At 60.6% G+C, this 15,562-nt stretch carries 11 protein-coding genes and 1 pseudogene; 3 read left to right on the plus strand and 9 right to left on the minus strand.

Translation table 11 applies throughout. The features are described from left to right. From ACIQWP_RS27790 to ACIQWP_RS27830, 9 genes and pseudogenes are all read right to left on the minus strand, one after another. A partial coding sequence (locus tag ACIQWP_RS27790) for a transposase (protein ID WP_402794553.1) occupies nt 1–421 on the minus strand: 421 nt, incomplete at its 3' end. A 114-nt stretch (nt 422–535) separates the two neighbouring features. Continuing rightward, nucleotides 536–1,295, minus strand: a pseudogene (locus ACIQWP_RS27795) (IS5 family transposase). Between the two features lie 403 nt (nt 1,296–1,698). Further along, complete coding sequence (locus tag ACIQWP_RS27800) at nt 1,699–2,190, minus strand: MarR family winged helix-turn-helix transcriptional regulator (protein WP_402794915.1); 492 nt, start codon at nt 2,188–2,190, stop codon at nt 1,699–1,701. Nucleotides 2,191–2,372: 182 nt separating this feature from the next. Continuing rightward, the gene (locus ACIQWP_RS27805; protein ID WP_402794556.1) at nt 2,373–3,686 is read right to left on the minus strand and encodes an MFS transporter; all 1,314 of its coding nucleotides are present in this window, start codon (nt 3,684–3,686) and stop codon (nt 2,373–2,375) included. A 238-nt stretch (nt 3,687–3,924) separates the two neighbouring features. Then, nucleotides 3,925–4,956 carry a leucyl aminopeptidase gene (locus ACIQWP_RS27810; RefSeq protein ID WP_402794559.1) on the minus strand — a complete coding sequence of 344 codons (1,032 nt, stop codon included), beginning with the start codon at nt 4,954–4,956 and terminating at the stop codon, nt 3,925–3,927. A 45-nt stretch (nt 4,957–5,001) separates the two neighbouring features. After that, on the minus strand, nt 5,002–5,643 hold the full coding sequence (locus ACIQWP_RS27815) for an N-carbamoylsarcosine amidohydrolase (protein WP_402794562.1): 642 nt from the start codon (nt 5,641–5,643) through the stop codon (nt 5,002–5,004). Between the two features lie 10 nt (nt 5,644–5,653). After that, nucleotides 5,654–6,406 carry an Asp/Glu racemase gene (locus ACIQWP_RS27820; RefSeq protein WP_402794565.1) on the minus strand — a complete coding sequence of 251 codons (753 nt, stop codon included), beginning with the start codon at nt 6,404–6,406 and terminating at the stop codon, nt 5,654–5,656. Between the two features lie 61 nt (nt 6,407–6,467). Beyond that, nucleotides 6,468–7,268, minus strand: coding sequence for an alpha/beta fold hydrolase (locus tag ACIQWP_RS27825; protein WP_402794568.1), 801 nt, complete (start codon nt 7,266–7,268; stop codon nt 6,468–6,470). After that, the gene (locus tag ACIQWP_RS27830; RefSeq protein ID WP_402794571.1) at nt 7,265–8,401 is read right to left on the minus strand and encodes an FAD-dependent monooxygenase; all 1,137 of its coding nucleotides are present in this window, start codon (nt 8,399–8,401) and stop codon (nt 7,265–7,267) included. The genes ACIQWP_RS27825 and ACIQWP_RS27830 overlap by 4 nt, the downstream gene beginning before the upstream one ends. Nucleotides 8,402–8,803: 402 nt before the next feature. Between ACIQWP_RS27830 and ACIQWP_RS27835 the strand changes: the two genes are divergently transcribed. The 3 genes from ACIQWP_RS27835 to ACIQWP_RS27845 are packed head-to-tail and all read left to right on the plus strand — an operon-like array spanning nt 8,804 to nt 15,558. Then, on the plus strand, nt 8,804–9,325 hold the full coding sequence (locus ACIQWP_RS27835; RefSeq protein ID WP_402794574.1) for a (2Fe-2S)-binding protein: 522 nt from the start codon (nt 8,804–8,806) through the stop codon (nt 9,323–9,325). Next, nucleotides 9,322–12,855, plus strand: a complete 3,534-nt coding sequence (locus tag ACIQWP_RS27840) for a molybdopterin cofactor-binding domain-containing protein (protein WP_402794577.1) — start codon at nt 9,322–9,324, stop codon at nt 12,853–12,855. The genes ACIQWP_RS27835 and ACIQWP_RS27840 overlap by 4 nt, the downstream gene beginning before the upstream one ends. 12 nt (nt 12,856–12,867) lie before the next feature. After that, on the plus strand, nt 12,868–15,558 hold the full coding sequence (locus ACIQWP_RS27845; RefSeq protein ID WP_402794580.1) for a carbohydrate-binding protein: 2,691 nt from the start codon (nt 12,868–12,870) through the stop codon (nt 15,556–15,558). Nucleotides 15,559–15,562 lie beyond the last annotated feature (4 nt).

The following is a 15,562-nucleotide window of genomic DNA, read 5'->3' on the forward strand; positions in this document are numbered from 1 at the left end:
CCAGCGCGATCATGCCCTGCTGAATCGCCTTGCGGGCGGCCAAAAGTGCGCGAACCTCCTGTGCCGAAACGGACTTGCAATGTACAGGCCTGAACCACCCCAGCTGAAGCAGCCGGGCAATCCCTTCAGCGTCACGCCGATCCGTTTTGATCGGCATTGCCTTCAGTGCACCCTTCACTTGTCGGGTTTCCATCAGGACGACGTCCCGCCGGGCATCAGTCAAACCGCGATGCAGCCACTGGGACAGCGGTCCGGCTTCCAGCCCGATGATAGCGACCGCTCCCTCCAGGGTGTTCGCAAAGTCTGCAATCGCCTGGGGATCACTGGGAACCTGCGTTTCTTTTACGATTTTTCCATGCTCGTTGATCACACAGACCGCAGTCTTCGCTAGTGATACATCTAGTCCGATAAACAGTTTCATTCCGTATTCCTCCGATTGAGACTAATACGGGAACAGCGACAGGTTGCCGTGGGCAATTGCAAGATGCGTGAGCTGGTGGTGCACGGCGCAGGCCCCGTTACAGCATCTCGTTGATCAAAGCCAGAAGATGACGGCTGCAGCCAGAGCAATGGCGGAGAGGAAGACGGTAGGAGATCGGTCATATCGCATGGCGACGCGCCGCCAGTCCTTCAGACGACCGAACATGATCTCAATGCGGTTGCGACGTCTGTATCTTCGCTTGTCGTATTTTACTGTTGTGATCCGAGATTTTGGGCCCGGAATACAAGGCTTGATGCCCTTTTGTTGCGGAGCATCCCTGAACCAGTCGGCGTCATATCCTCGGTCAGCAAGCACATCCATTGGGCCTTTGGTAGTACATCGAGCAAGGCCGCCGCACCCGTTTGGTCGCTGATCTGACCGGCGGTCATGAAGGAGCTGAACGGCCGGCCATTGGCATCGGTCGAGGCGTGAAGCTTTGTGTTCATGCCTCCTTTGGTACGTCCGATCATCCGCCCAAGGTCCCCCTTTTTACCCCAGGCTCGAGGCCGTGCGGGTGCGCTTTCAAATAGGTTGCATCAATCATGACGGTCTTCGGATCGGCATTCTCGGCGGCAAGCCCTTCCATCATTCGGCCAAATACTCCCATCTCGCTCCACCCTTTCCACCTGTTGTAGAGCGTCTTGTGTGGTCCGTATTCTCGTGGCGCATCCCGCCAGCGCAAACCGTTGCAGTTGACGAAGGCAATCCCGCTCAGCACTCGCCTGTCATCCACGCGGGGCTTGCCATGGCTCTTGGGAAAATACGGCGTAAGCCGCGCCATCTGCCTGTCTGTCAGCCAATAAAGGTCGCTCATGATCAGTCTCCTTGCAGAGCCTGAATCACATCCAACGCATCCTATCAATGGGTCCTGACCCTGGCAAAGACAGCGCAACGAAGGTCATTTCAATGTCGACTAAGAGCCGATTACCAACCAAATCGTAGAGTTACGAAAATTGTTCATTCGGATGAATATATCACGCGGATCGGAACCCGCGATCTTATCATCCTGTTAAGCCGGCGTGCTTGCCGACGAAGAGAAGACCGGAAGTAATGCTCTTGAACGGACGCGAACTTTCTGAAGCGCATTACGTGGAATTCGACGCGAGGGTCCCGAGAAATAGAGCGAAGCCGCGCCTGCCAACCACCCATGCTTGGTGGCGAGTTAAGCCTTCCTGTCCCGAGCCTGGGCGGTAGAAATTGTCATGAACTCCACGGCGTCATATGCAATCAGGCGCCTCTTCGCTTGCCGCCTCGTGGTCCGCTATCTTTCTCAGCAGGTAAAGCAACGCAACCTCCTCGGCAACGTTCAACGGACTCGTCGTCTTTTGCGAGATCAATTTGGCTCGTGGATACATGTCATTCAAAACTGCCTCGCCAGCGGGCAGCAGCGAGACGATTACCTTACGTCCGTCAGTCGCGTCACGCGCGAGCGTAACCAGGCCTCTGGCCCTAAGACGTTCAATGATCCCCCTTATCGTCGCCTGGTCGACTGCCGTCGCCTTGACAAGTTCAGCCTGCGAGATCGGGCCTTGATCGTGCAACGCGCAAAGCGTCACGAATTGTACCGACGTCAGATCGGGATCGGTGGCATTCTCCTGAAAAATCGAAAGATGCCGTTGATAGGCCTTGCGCAGCAGGTGTCCCACCTGCTCGGTTACGCGATAGCGTCCCTGCTCGTCTGCTCTGCTTGCTTCCCGGTCTTCTTCCATTATTGCGGCGCTCACTGTGCTCCCAGGATTTTCTTCTCCCAAAAAGGAGAAAATCACAAGGCAATCCCTGTGGAAAATCCCGCGCAAAAGAAGGTACGCCCCCAATCTGCCCGCTTGGCCGGACCGAAGGCCGCTCCGGTTGAAGCCCGGCGGCGTGATGTACCGCCGGGCACGCACATGATCTATTCGAGCGCCTGGTTCCTTGACTCGACGTTGATCAGCAAGACACTGACCGCCGACAGCACGAGAAGACCGGAAATGATGCCCAGCGCCATCCCGAAGCTGGAAACCATGATCGGAGCGACGATGGACGGCGCCAGCAGTCCGCCCAGGCGGGCGATGGCACCGGCGGTGCCCATGCCGCTCGCCCGCAGCGTGGTCGGGTAGATTTCCGGGGTGAATGCATAGATGGCGCCCCATGTTCCGAGCAGCGCAAAGCTCATAAGCAGCGTTGCGGATACGACGACGGCGGCAGTCTGACCAAGCCCATAGGCAAGCGTTCCGACGGCGCTCAACAACAAGAAGCCAATCAGCGTCGGCTTACGCCCCCATTTTTCCACGCCGTATGCGGCAAGCGCGTAGCCAGGCAGTTGCGCGATTGCCAGAATGACAAGAAAGAGCTGCCCGCGAATGAAGCTGAACCCATCGCTTGCCAGTTTCACCGGCAGATAGACGAACACGCCGTAGTACGACACTGAGATCAGCAACCAGGCCAACATCAGGAAGATCGTGCGACGACGAAGGGCCGGCGACAGGATTGCTGCGATGGATTTTTTCTCTGGCGTTTGCGGAACAAGCGGGGGAATTTCCGTTTTCACCCCATTCGTATTGGCGACCCTTTGCAGAACCTTTCGCGCACTATCGGAACGCCCGTTGCGGTTGAGATAAAGCGGCGACTCCGGAACATAGAAACGCAAGACGACGCCAATGAGAGCCGGCAGGCCGGTCACAAAGAAAATCGTTCTCCAGGCTTCGCCGCCATGGCTGCCGGCGGCGAGCGCGAGCAACGCGAGTGCCACCGTCCCAACGGCCCAGAAACCTTCAAGCAACACAAGCCAGCGTCCGCGGCGATTGGCGGGAAGGAACTCAGCCATCATGGCGTAGTCGACCGGCAGGGTTCCACCAACACCAAGCCCCGTCAGGAAGCGCGCGACGCAGAGCCATTGCAGGTCGGGCGCAAAAGCCGAGGCCACGCCAAACACGGCATCGAGGATGATAGCAGCAAACAGGACCGGCCTGCGGCCGATGCGATCCGCCAGGCGCCCGAACACGAAGGCGCCGACCAGCATGCCCAGAAAGAACAGCGTCCCTGTCTGCAGGGCCTGTGGAACCGTTACGCCGAAACTTGCCGCAATCGACGGCGCACTGAAGCCGATGGCCAGCACCTGCATGGCATCGGCTGCCCAGACGAGGCCGAAGATGACGAACAGCGTATGTTGAAAACGGCCGACTCCCGCCGCCTGAATGCCTTGCTCAATGGTAATTGGTGATTGCATATGGACCCCTCACGATCTTTGATCGAATCTATTTTGTGAATATGCAGTCTATTCGCAGTGCGTGATCTGACGTCACGTTGCCGACCGCCCTGTCAGGCGGCCGGAAGCCGTTGGGTTCCCTTTTCGGGTTTATCTTATCTGAAACCTTGGATGCCCAGAGCATTTCGCTGAAACGCTCTGACCTATTGCTTTACGAAATTCCGAACGGAAAACCGCCGCGCGATTTTCCTGGGATTGCTTAGCCGAACGTGTGCTGCATTTCCTTGACCGCGATATCGCCGTCGAGAACCATCGGCTCGTCGTCCAGGAAAAGGCTGCAATTGCGCATCGGGATATCCAGATGGCATGCCGTGTCGTTCGGACCGCCGAGTTCGTTGTTCGGGCCGGTCGAGAACATCACGTTGCCGTAGAAGGAGCGAGCTTCCATGCCCATGCCACCCGGGAATTCGCCAGGCGCCATGCGATGCCACTTGGCGTTCTGATTGAGACCCCAGCCAACGTGGCTCATGCCCATGCCGCGCGGATCGTTGAAGCCGGCCATGTAAGACTTGACGAGTTCGGCGTCGAGACCGCCGCGAATGTCGGTGATCCAGCCGTTTTCGATCGTGTAGATGATCGGATCGCGCACATACATATTTTGCGGCAGCAGGATGTCCCCCGGAGCAACGACAATCGTGCCATCGACACCGTCATCGTCACCGCCGGTAAACACGAAGCCTGACGGCCAATGGTCCCAGCGGCCTGGCTCATCCGTGCACCCGTATTCGGTGATCGCGGGATAAGTGTTGAGCTTATAGGTGACATCAGTCCCGTGCTTGGAGGTGATACGCATCACCTTGGCTTTGGACAGAAGTTCGCCGCCAAATTCCACGCGCTCGCGCAGCTCTTTCGTCGGCAGCATACGAGCGAGAACTTCCGGCGGCTCCACCGCAGTCAGGATGCGCGTGCCGGATGCCTGGATCGCCATCTGTTCCGGGCTGAAAAGCAGGAAGATGCAATCAATGACCATGTCTGCGGCCTTGAGGGCTTCCACCGCATCCGGCATGGCTGCCAGTCCGGTCTGACCGACGGCCCATGCACCTGCCGGCGGAACTGGCGGCATACGCATGTGATACATTTTCGCGCCGAGACGCATACCAGCCGCCATGAAAGCATCCGCATAATCGAGGCGTTCGTTGCCTTGGGTCAGGACGATAAGCTTTTCGCCCTCATGAACGCCCGACATCTTCAATTGATGCAGGCATATTTCCGTGAAGCTGAACTGATCCATACTCGTTCCCTTATCTTGTTTGCAGGCTTAGGTGTTTCGTCCAGTTTATGGACAGTCGGACTTGACCTTGGCGATTTCAGCAATAGCCTCGCTCAACGGGATGACGTCGCCATATTTGCTGTCGATGTCGAAGAGATTGGCATTGTGCGGGTCGGGGTGACGGTCGCCGACGCAATCGCGCACCACGATCGTGCGGAAGCCGTGTTGCACGGCATCGACGGCACTCGCCCGGATGCAGCCGCTGGTCGAGCAGCCTGCAAGCACGACGGTGTCGATCCCGAGCGTATGCAGATAGGAGGCAAGGCTGGTACCGAAAAAGGCGCTCGCATACTGCTTGACGATCACCAGCTCGCCATCGGCGGGCTCGACGCCATCGCAGAATTCGGCAAGCACGTTACCTTCGACCATCGCCTTCATCACAGGCGCCTTCTGCACCCAGACGCCGCCATCGGCGCAATTGTCGGCGAAATAGAGAATGCGCGTGTGGATGACGGGAATGCCGTTTGAGCGAGCGGCCGCCAAAAGCTCCGGTGTCCTTGCGACCGCGTCGACGACGCCCGGCGCGTAGAGCGGCGCGCCCTCGACTGTGTAGGCCTTTAGAAAATCAATGACGAGGAGTGCCGGCGCGCGGCCAAAGCCGATACGATTTCCCCAGACACCCTGATAATTGGCTTCGGCGCTTGTCATGACATTCTCCTCAATAGGCACCGGACAGAAGCGCGCCGGCCCCCGGCACGACCGCTTCGAGACCAAGCGATTTCAGGATGCAATAGGTCGTGGCAACAGCAGCCGTGACGACCGGCTTGCCGGTCATGGCCTCGACCTTGGCAATGACTGGAAGCGATGGCATCTGGACGCAGGCCGACAGCACGATGACGTCGACATTCGCAAGATCGAGGCTGGCGACGATTGCCGGCAGATTTTCCGGATCGTGCCGGCCAACCTCAAGATTGTCCGGAATTTCCAGCGCCCGCCAATCGACGACGTCGAAGCCCTCTTCGCGGATATAGTTGACGACGAGCTCGGTCAGCGGCTTCATGTAAGGCGCGACGACGGCGATGCGTTTTGCCTTCATCGTCTTCAACCCCTCGATCAGCGCGCCGGCGCTGGTCACGACGGGGATATCGGCGCCATTCTCGATTGTGCGGCCACGCAGCCGGGTTTCCGACTGGCGGTGATAACCAAGGCCCATAGCCATAATCGCCACCAGGCAGGCGTAGCCCAGCACATCGACCCGGGCATCGGAGAGTTCGGCCGCGCAGCGATCGGACTCGGCATCCATCGCCGCCAGCTCATCCTTGCTGACGGTCTTCATTCGCATGCGGCTCGAATGAAACGTGAAGCGCTCCGGACGGATGCCCTGACGCGCCATCAGCATGGCGGGAATTTCCGTTTCCATCGTAGTGTTGGAGCTGGGAACGATTTGGCCGATCCGATAGAGCTTCTGCACGAGCATATCCTTCATACGAAGAGAGAAAATGAAAAAGGGGCGGCATCGCCACCCCTTGATGTCAGTCGACCAGAAAATCGCCGAGGGCCAGGAAGAAGCCGTCAAAGTCATCCCACGGGATCATATGCCCAGCATTCGGGACACGCGTTATCTCGATCGACGGATAGAGCGAGCGGATCTCCGCCTCGTCCTGCGTTTCGATGACCCCGCCGCGACCCGCCACCATCAGCATGGCAGGCAGGTTGAGCCTGGGGAGATCCGCGAAGATGTCGTCGCTATGGAAATCCTCGAACGCCTTGACGATGGCAGGCTCGTAGCAGGTATGGAGCCATTCGGCCCGAAGCTGCAGCTGTTCCTGCGTCCATGTCGGGCAAAAGGCGCGCATCCCTTCGATATCGATTCCCTTTTCGGCCAGCCGGATGGAATCGACATACCAGGGCAGCTTACTCGGATAGGGCCGCCGGCCGGGGCCGGAGACAGGTGGATCGACGAGCGCAAGCTTGCGGAAAATACCCGGTGAGCGAACCGAGGCACGAATGGCGATGCGCGCACCCATCGAATGACCGAGAATTGCCGGCCGATCGAGCTGCAGTGCCTTGGCGAAGGCTGCCGCATCATCCGCCATCGCATCGAGACCATAGTCGAGACCGGGGCCGGTCGATGACAGACCACGACCACGCACGTCGAGCACATAGACGTCGTTGCGCCGGCCTAGCTGCTCAGCGACAAATCCCCATGTGACGGCCGGACTGGTAATCCCAGGGATCAGCAGGACGACGGGGCCCTTGCCGCCATAACGCAGGTAATGCTGGCGAATGCCGTTGGCGAACACGTTGGCGCCGTAGAGATAGGTCGCGGTCATGCTGCGCTCTCGCTGCGCAGCGGTTCGGCATAGATGTCGTAACCATAGACCCAGGATGGATCTTCCTGTTCGAGCAGGAAGGTGTTGGCATTGGAAACGGACTGAACGCGCGTCGCGCGCTCACGACGATTGACCTCATAGAGCCTGAAGGCCGTTGCGTAGTCGCTGATCCCGGTTTCAACGAGGCAGCGCGTCAGCATGGCGGCGTCCTCGATCGCCATCGCGGCACCCTGGGCCATATGCGGCTTCATCGGATGACAGGCATCGCCGAGCATCACCATGCGGCCCTGACTCCAGAGCGGCAGCGGGCTCCTGTTGAAGAGTGGCCACTTGGTGACGACGTCGGTCGATTCGATCAGCGCCTGGATTATCGGGTGATAGCCCGAGAACGCCTCCGACATTTCCTCGCGGCTGCTATCGACGAAGGCAGTCTCGAACTCCCAGGCTGCATGCGGAACGCCGGTGACATAGTAATATTCGTCGCGACGGCCGGTCGTGTAATAGACCATCATGTGGCGGTCAGGCCCCCACCATTTCACGCAATCTTCGAAATCGAGACCATATTTCTGCAGCTTCCCGGCGTTGATCAGGGCGCGATGACCGACCCAACCACTGTAGTGGGGCTTTTCAAAGCCGAGCAGAACTTCGCGCATCTTGGAATTGATGCCATCGGCACCGATGACGATATCGGCGCGCGCCGAGCTTCCCTCTTCAAACTCGAGTTGAACATCGCTGCCGTTATCGTCGATCCGGACCAGCTTTTTGTTGAAATGCAGGCTGCCGGGCTGCAGCGTCTCACACTGGAGCTGCTGGAGATCGCCGCGATGGACAGTGCAATAGGTAGCGCCATAGCCGTCGAGAGGAATGCGAGAGAGATAGTCTCCCGAAAGCCCGTCGCGGCTGAACCAGAATTTCGGCGTGCTGCTGATCGAGACGACCTTCTCGGCAACCCCGATCCGCTCGAAGATCTTCAATACGTTCGGGCCCATGTGAATGCCCGCGCCGAGCCGTGCGAAGGTCGGCGCCTGTTCGTATACATCTACATCGAAGCCTGCATGTTGCAGAAGCGAGCCCGCCACCGCACCACCCAGACCGGCTCCGATGATTGCAATTTTCTGTTTGTCGCCTGACATGCGAACCCCTTATTCGTTGACCTGCGAGCGTCGCATGGTCATTTATCTTTTCTCATAAAAATAAGTGTATACGCTATAATTGGCAAGCGCAATTTTCATGCAAGCATCAAAATTATTGCGTCAATTTTTGATCAATCGCCGCATTTTCGGGCAGAATATCATGAGCCTACCACCCTTGTCACAGGCCAATAACAAGTGTATACGCTATTTATATAAATGGGAACGACCCTGACGAGCCTCGTTGAGTTACACCGCAGGCCACAAAGTTGGGGCATAACATGTCGACACCGGCTAAGGTGCCGACCCAAAGACTGGGATGTTAAGAATGCTGGCAACACCGGTTGCGGCGTACGGGCATCGTCGCGGCAGTCGCGCATATCGTGACAAGCGAGGACGCGCGCAATGATCGCACGGACGTTCGAAATTCGCGTCAATGGCGCCGCGCACTCCATCGAATGCGCAGCTGACACCCCTCTGATCTACGTACTACGCAATGACCTTGCCCTGAACGGTCCGAAATTCGGCTGTGGGCTGGGCGAATGCGGTGCCTGCGCGGTCTTGGTCGACGGGCGGGCGGTCCGTTCCTGTGTCACTCCCCTTTCGGCCATCGGAACCCGCGCCATCACCACCCTGGAAGGTCTGGCCGGCGACCGTGGCCTGCACCCCGTCCAGCGCGCGTTCGTCGACGAGAATGCCGCCCAATGCGGCTACTGTCTGAACGGCATGATCATCGCCATTGCCGCCCTGGTCTCACGCAGAGCGGATGCGACCGAAGAGGATATCCGCGAGGCGCTGCGGCATCATCTTTGCCGCTGCGGAACACACATGGAAATTCTTGCCGCCGCGCGCCGAGCTGTCCTCTATTCGAGCGAACGGGCCGATCGTGACGCCGATGGCGGGCTGCATGATGGGGTAGAGCAATGATGTCCGAAATGCAGGCCGCAAACCCGGCACGCGATATCTCCGGTTCGCTTCGCGTTCATGCCGGCTCAACGGAGGGGCCGCTATTCCTTGAGGTGGGCGCTGATGGCAAAGTCCGGGCCTATAACGGCCATGTCGACCTCGGAACGGGTATACGCACGGCCCTGACGCAGATCGTCGCCGAGGAACTGGATGTCGATTTTACGTCCGTTGAAATGGTATTGGGAAGCACCGTGACAGGTCCCGACCAGGGAGCGACGATTGCAAGCGAAACCATTCAGGTAACCGCCCTGCCGCTGAAGCAGGCTGCGGCCACGGCCAGACGCTACCTGCTCACGCGCGCCGCGACGCTTTTTGACATCGACCCTGACCGCCTCGTCATCGAAGACGGCGTGGTCCGTGATCAAGGCGACGGCAATCTGGCCATCGACTATGGCGAACTCGTCAAGGGCGCCGACGAACAGCTCGTCCTTGATCCTTCCGTGCCGCTGAAGCAGGTTTCAAGCTATCGGATCGTCGGCTCTGCACGCCCCCGTGTGGACATTCCCGCCAAAGCCACCGGCCAATGGACCTATGTCCATGACGTCAGACTGCCTGGCATGCTGCACGGCCGCGTCGTTCGCCCACCCTATGCCGGGTTCGATCATGGCGTGAATGTCGGTAACAGCCTTATCGCCGTAGATGAAGGCTCGGTCGCTCATATCGACGGCCTGATCGCTGTTGTGGCCGATCGCGACTTTGTCGGCGTCATCGCGACCCGGGAAGAAAATGCAATCGCGGCGATGAAGGCGCTCAAGGTCGAATGGCGCGAGCCGCCGCTGCGCCCGGATCTCAATCGGCCGGAAAATGCCTTGCGCGCCAATCCGGCAACGCCGCGCAAGCTGGCCGATCGCGGCAATGTCGATCTCGCTATCGAGGCAAGCACCCATCCGATACACCGGACCTATGTCTGGCCCTATCAGATGCATGGATCCATCGGACCATCCTGCGCGGTGGCCGACTATCGACCGGACGGGCTCACCGTCTGGTCGGGCACGCAGAACCCCTTCCCGATGCAACGCGACCTGGCGCTGCTGCTCGACATGTCGAAAGACGACATCGTCGTGGAACGGCTCGAGGCCGCCGGTTGTTACGGGCGCAATTGCGCCGACGACGTGACGGCCGATGCGGCCCTTCTTTCACGCGCGGTCGGCGCACCGGTCCGCGTGCAGCTGACCCGCGAGCAAGAGCATGCCTGGGAGCCGAAGGGGGCAGCCCAGATCATGGATGTCCGCGGTGGTCTCGACCTCGAAGGTGGGCCGGCAGCCTACGACTTCGAGACCCGGTATCCTTCGAACCTTGCGCCGACACTTGCCCTAGTCCTGACCGGCAAGGTAGCCCCCCTCCCCGAGGTCGTCCAGATGGGCGACCGCACGGCGATCCCGCCCTATGCCTATGGAAATCTGCGCGTTACCGTGCATGACATGCCGCCGATCGCGCGTGCCTCCTGGTTCCGCGGCGTCTCGGCGATGCCGAACACCTTCGCGCATGAGTGCTATATCGACGAGCTGGCGGCGGCGGCAAAGGTCGATCCGATCGAATATCGTCTGCGCTACCTGCAGGATCCGCGCGCGATCGATCTTGTGCATGCCGTGGCCGAGCGGGCGAAATGGGTGCCGCACACCACCTGGGGTACCCTCGGCGGCGAAGGCGACCTTCTCTACGGCCGCGGCTTTGCCTACGCCGTTTACGTCCATGGAAAATTCCCCGGAACGGCCGCCGCCTGGGCAGCCTGGGTTACCGATGTCGCGGTCAATCGCAAGACGGGCGAGATCGCGGTCATCAAGGTGATCTGCGGACAGGACTCCGGCCTGATAATCAACCCTGATGGCGTGCGCCACCAGATCCATGGCAACATCATTCAATCGACGAGCCGCGTGCTCAAGGAAAAGGTGGAATTCTCCGAGACCGCCGTGATCTCCAGGGAATGGGGCGGCTATCCGCTCATCACCTTCCCGGAGGTGCCCGATATCGACGTACTGCTCGTGCCGCGCCCGGACGAGCCGCCGCTCGGCGTCGGCGAGTCCGCCTCCGTGCCGAGTGCAGCGGCCATCGCCAATGCGGTCTATGACGCAACCGGCGTGCGTTTCCGCGAGCTTCCCCTGACACCGGAGGCGATCCTTGCCGGATTGAACGGGACGAATACGTCGCCGCCACCGCCGGCACCCGCCCGTCGCAAATGGTGGAATCTCGGCCTTTCGTTGACAGGCGTCGCGGCAGCGCTTGCCGGCGTCGTTACCATGGCATCACCCTGGCGGCCGTCCATCCCGACGATCCAGCGCCCGGATCCCGGCGTTTACAGCGCGGCCACAATCGAACGCGGCCGGCTCGCCGCTGCGATAGGCGCATGCAATGTCTGCCACGCGGGCGAAAACGGCGCTGCCTTTGCGGGCGGACGACGGTTTGAGACGCCCTTCGGCCTAGTTTACGCCACCAATATCACGCCAGATCCTGACCATGGCATCGGCAACTGGTCCTATACCGCCTTCGAGCGCGCCATGCGCGAAGGCGTGAGCCGCGATGGCCATCACCTCTATCCCGCCCACCCCTACACATCCTTCGCCGGCGCAGAAGATGCCGACCTCCAGGCGCTCTATGCCTATCTGATGACCCAGGCGCCGATTGCGGCCAAGGCGCCGGAGACGGCGCTCTCCTTCCCCTTCAACATCCGGCCGCTGATGGCCGGATGGAACATGCTGTTCCACAAGACGGAGAGCTTCCGATACGATCCGGCCCGGGATGCGGCCTGGAATCGCGGTGCCTACCTCGTCGAAACGCTCGGACATTGTTCCGCCTGTCACACGGACCGGAACCCGCTCGGCGCCGAGAAAACGGGAGCAGCCCATCTTGCCGGCGGTTTTGCCGACGGCTGGCGGGCTCCGGCGCTCAATGGCGCAACGGCGGGACCGGTCACCTGGACGGCCGACGCCTTCTACGACTATCTGCGGACCGGGCATGCCGCGCAGCACGGCAGCGCAGCCGGCCCCATGGCCAAGGTCGTCGACGTCATGAAGCCACTTCCCGACAGCGATATCCGGGCCATGGCCGGCTATCTCGCCAGTCTCAATCCATCGGCAGGCAACGCCGATACGGTGGAGGAAGCCAAGACTGCGATAGCCTCGGCCGAGACGGCAAGGACAAGCGCGTTGCGGACCGCGCCGCGTGGCCAGCGTGTGTTCGAGGGCGCCTGCGCCTCCTGTCATGGCGACGGCACGATCCTGGCCCCGCTTGCGCTGAACGGAAATCTGCACGCCGCGACCCCGGACAACCTTTTGCAGGCCATCCTTGGCGGCGTCGACGCTCCCGCGATCCTCGCCGAAACCTCGGCGGGGGCAGCGCCGGAGGTGATGTCGATGCCGTCGTTCCGCGAAACGCTGAGCGACGACGCCATTGCCGATCTGACGGCCTATGTTCGGGCGCGGTTTGCGCCGGACAAGCCGGCATGGGACGACATCACCAGCGCACTCCTACAAGCCCACTCGGCGGCGCATTGAGGAGGCGAAGACATGTCGCAACACCTCTCGGCCGGCGATAGAGCGACGCAAGCGCTGTTTGAGGCACCCTCCATCGCCTTCCAGCCTGCGGCCTATTGGTTCTGGCACAGTATTCCGGACACCCGAACCTCGAGCCGCCAGCTTACGGATTTCAAGGCACGCGGGATCAGCACCATCTACGTGCAGGCACGGCTATCCATGCCGCGACAAGACTATCTCTCCGATGCCTTCATTGCCGCTTACCGCGATGCGATGGAGATTGCCGCCGAACTCGGGATGAGCGCCGGCATCTACGACGACTACAACTGGATCAGCGGTCAGGCCGCTGGGCGAACTGTCAAAGGCCGGGACGGCCTGCGCGAACGACACTTGTTCTGGTCACAAGGTTCTCAGCGTGGAGGTGCCATCACCGGCATTCGCGTCCCGTGGGCAGCCGGCATGAGCGCGCATATTCTGGAGTGGCAATATGAAGGCGGCGAGCCCGCCTGGTGCGATTGGACACTGGAGGCCGCCCTGCTTCATCCAGCTGTCAACCTCGCCAGGCCCGAGCAAATCACTGATGTCACCCACTTGACGAAGATCGTTGAGGCAGGGGAGCAATCCTGCCGTTTCGAGTTTGCTCGAGACGTGCCGGACGGCTTTATCCTGACCGTATTCCTGAGCGCCCGAAGCCTCACCTCGCACCTCATAAACTATCTCTTGCCGGAGGCGGCGGAGAGTTTCATCGAGCGCGGGCTGGAGCCGCTTGTGACCGCTCTGGATGGACTGATCCCGGATCCGGTCAGCCATATCTTCTACGACCAGCCGGCGCCCGGTTTCTATCGCTGGGACCAGCTTACCGGAAACCTGGAAAACAGCCTGCCCTTTTCCTCTTCGCTTGCGGCAGCGATCGAAAGCCGGACAGGACTGCCGCTCGGCACTGCGCTGTTGGCGCTCGTCATCGATATCGGCCCGAGGACCCCCATCGTCCGCGCCCGGCTCTACGCAGCCGTGTCGGAGCTGACGAACAGCGCGTTCTTCGGCACGTTGCGGCAATGGGCGCAACAAAGGGGCCTCGCCATGACGGGGCACGAGATCCTCCCGCATGTTGGTAGCTGGAGCCTCAATGGCGGCTTTAGCGGCATCGATCCACGGATCGCACCGGCGGTCGACTTTTTCGGCATCGATTCCTTTCGCGATATGACGGCGGCGGACGCCAACAATTTTTCGGCTCAGCTCGCTCCGAAGCTTGCCGATTCCGTGGCGCGCGCCAATGGCCGCAGCCGCTGCATCGTCGAAACCTATGCGACGGCGCTGCGCAGCCCGGTCCGCGCCGCCGGTCAATGGGAACTGACGCTGGAAACGATGCGCGCCCACGCCATCCGGCTTCATTGCCTCGGCATGCGGCAGTCCATCTGGCACGGCCTCTACCAGACGGATGGACGGGATGATGACCCGACGCCCTTCGTCAATCCCCGCTTCGATTTCCCACCGGGGCTGAACTTCGAACCCTGGTGGTTCGTTCACGATCTCTTTGCCTCGGAGACGGCGCGCCTATCCGCCTTCATGGAGCCCGGCCGTCCGCTGATGCGCGTCGCAATCCTCTATCCGCTTCACACCGCCTGGTCCGAAGGGCCGCGGCACCTGCATGCATCCCATGTCGGCCTGTGGAGCGAGGCGCTCTTGAAGAACCGCACCGATTTTCTGTTCGTTTCGGAAGAGGCCCTATCGACGGCGCAGCTTCATCCCGACGGGATCGAGATTTCGGGACAGGTTTTTGAGGCGGTCGTCCTGCCGGCCGTATCCGTCATGGAAAGCAGGCCGGCGATAGACGTGCTCAACCGGTTCGCATCAATCGGCGGCCATGTCTGGTCGTCGGGAGAGATCGAAAGAATCCTGCTGGTCGAAGAGGACGGCTGCGCTCCCAGCCCAGCGGCGACGCAGCTCGGCAAAGCCCCGATGCACGCCGATGTGCTCGAGCTGGTGCGCACGCTGGGCGATAAGGGTCCACGCATCGGCGCTGAAAACGCTCAGCCAATGTGGCGGTGGATCGGCGAGGACGAAGACGGCGGCTGGCGCATCGTCCTGTTCAACGACGGCAACGCGGTCGCATGCGAGCATATAGCTCTCGCTGGCGGTTTCCGCGTGGAGGTCTGGTCGTGCGACACCGGCGAGATAGCGGCTCAACCGGCTTGCGCCGAACTGATCGTGGTGCTCAACCCGCAGGAGCTGCGATGCCTGCGCCTGAGACCGGCCATTCCCGAGCAGCAGAGCCTCACCCTTCCGCCGCAGCTTACCGTTTCGACCAATGACGACGGCGTGATCATACTCGACGGAAACTGGGAAATGCGGTTTTCCGATACCGAAGACACTTACATGATCACAGTCGATCGCGGATGGCACGAACAGGGTTTTGCCACCCGTTCCGGCACGGGTATCTACCGACGCATAATCGAGTTTACCGAGCCCGGCGCATGGTCTCTGGAATTGCCGAGCGTGCATACCGCGGCGACGGTCTCGATAGATGGCCGCGTCGTCGGACGACGGGCGTGGTCGCCATACTGTTTTTCGCTTGGCAAACTGAAGGCTGGAACGCATCTCCTCGAAATTTCCGTTTCGTCAACCGCCGCCAACCGCTACTACGCAGGAACCCCTTATCAGGGGGACCAAATCGATCCCTGCGGACTTTCCTCCGCCCCGCGCCTCATTCGCCTGGAACGTTGATCGC

This window comes from Rhizobium sp. NPDC090279 (assembly GCF_044769665.1).
GTDB lineage: Bacteria > Pseudomonadota > Alphaproteobacteria > Rhizobiales > Rhizobiaceae > Rhizobium.

Excerpts from the sequence above, each read along its gene's own strand:
- ACIQWP_RS27805 (WP_402794556.1), bottom strand. The coding sequence starts at position 3,686 with ATGCAATCACCAATTACCATTGAGCAAGGCATTCAGGCGGCGGGAGTC.
- ACIQWP_RS27815 (WP_402794562.1), bottom strand. The coding sequence starts at position 5,643 with ATGACAAGCGCCGAAGCCAATTATCAGGGTGTCTGGGGAAATCGTATC.
- ACIQWP_RS27845 (WP_402794580.1), top strand. The coding sequence starts at position 12,868 with ATGTCGCAACACCTCTCGGCCGGCGATAGAGCGACGCAAGCGCTGTTT.
- ACIQWP_RS27800 (WP_402794915.1), bottom strand. The coding sequence starts at position 2,190 with ATGGAAGAAGACCGGGAAGCAAGCAGAGCAGACGAGCAGGGACGCTAT.
- ACIQWP_RS27840 (WP_402794577.1), top strand. The coding sequence starts at position 9,322 with ATGATGTCCGAAATGCAGGCCGCAAACCCGGCACGCGATATCTCCGGT.
- ACIQWP_RS27825 (WP_402794568.1), bottom strand. The coding sequence starts at position 7,268 with ATGACCGCGACCTATCTCTACGGCGCCAACGTGTTCGCCAACGGCATT.
- ACIQWP_RS27835 (WP_402794574.1), top strand. The coding sequence starts at position 8,804 with ATGATCGCACGGACGTTCGAAATTCGCGTCAATGGCGCCGCGCACTCC.
- ACIQWP_RS27830 (WP_402794571.1), bottom strand. The coding sequence starts at position 8,401 with ATGTCAGGCGACAAACAGAAAATTGCAATCATCGGAGCCGGTCTGGGT.
- ACIQWP_RS27810 (WP_402794559.1), bottom strand. The coding sequence starts at position 4,956 with ATGGATCAGTTCAGCTTCACGGAAATATGCCTGCATCAATTGAAGATG.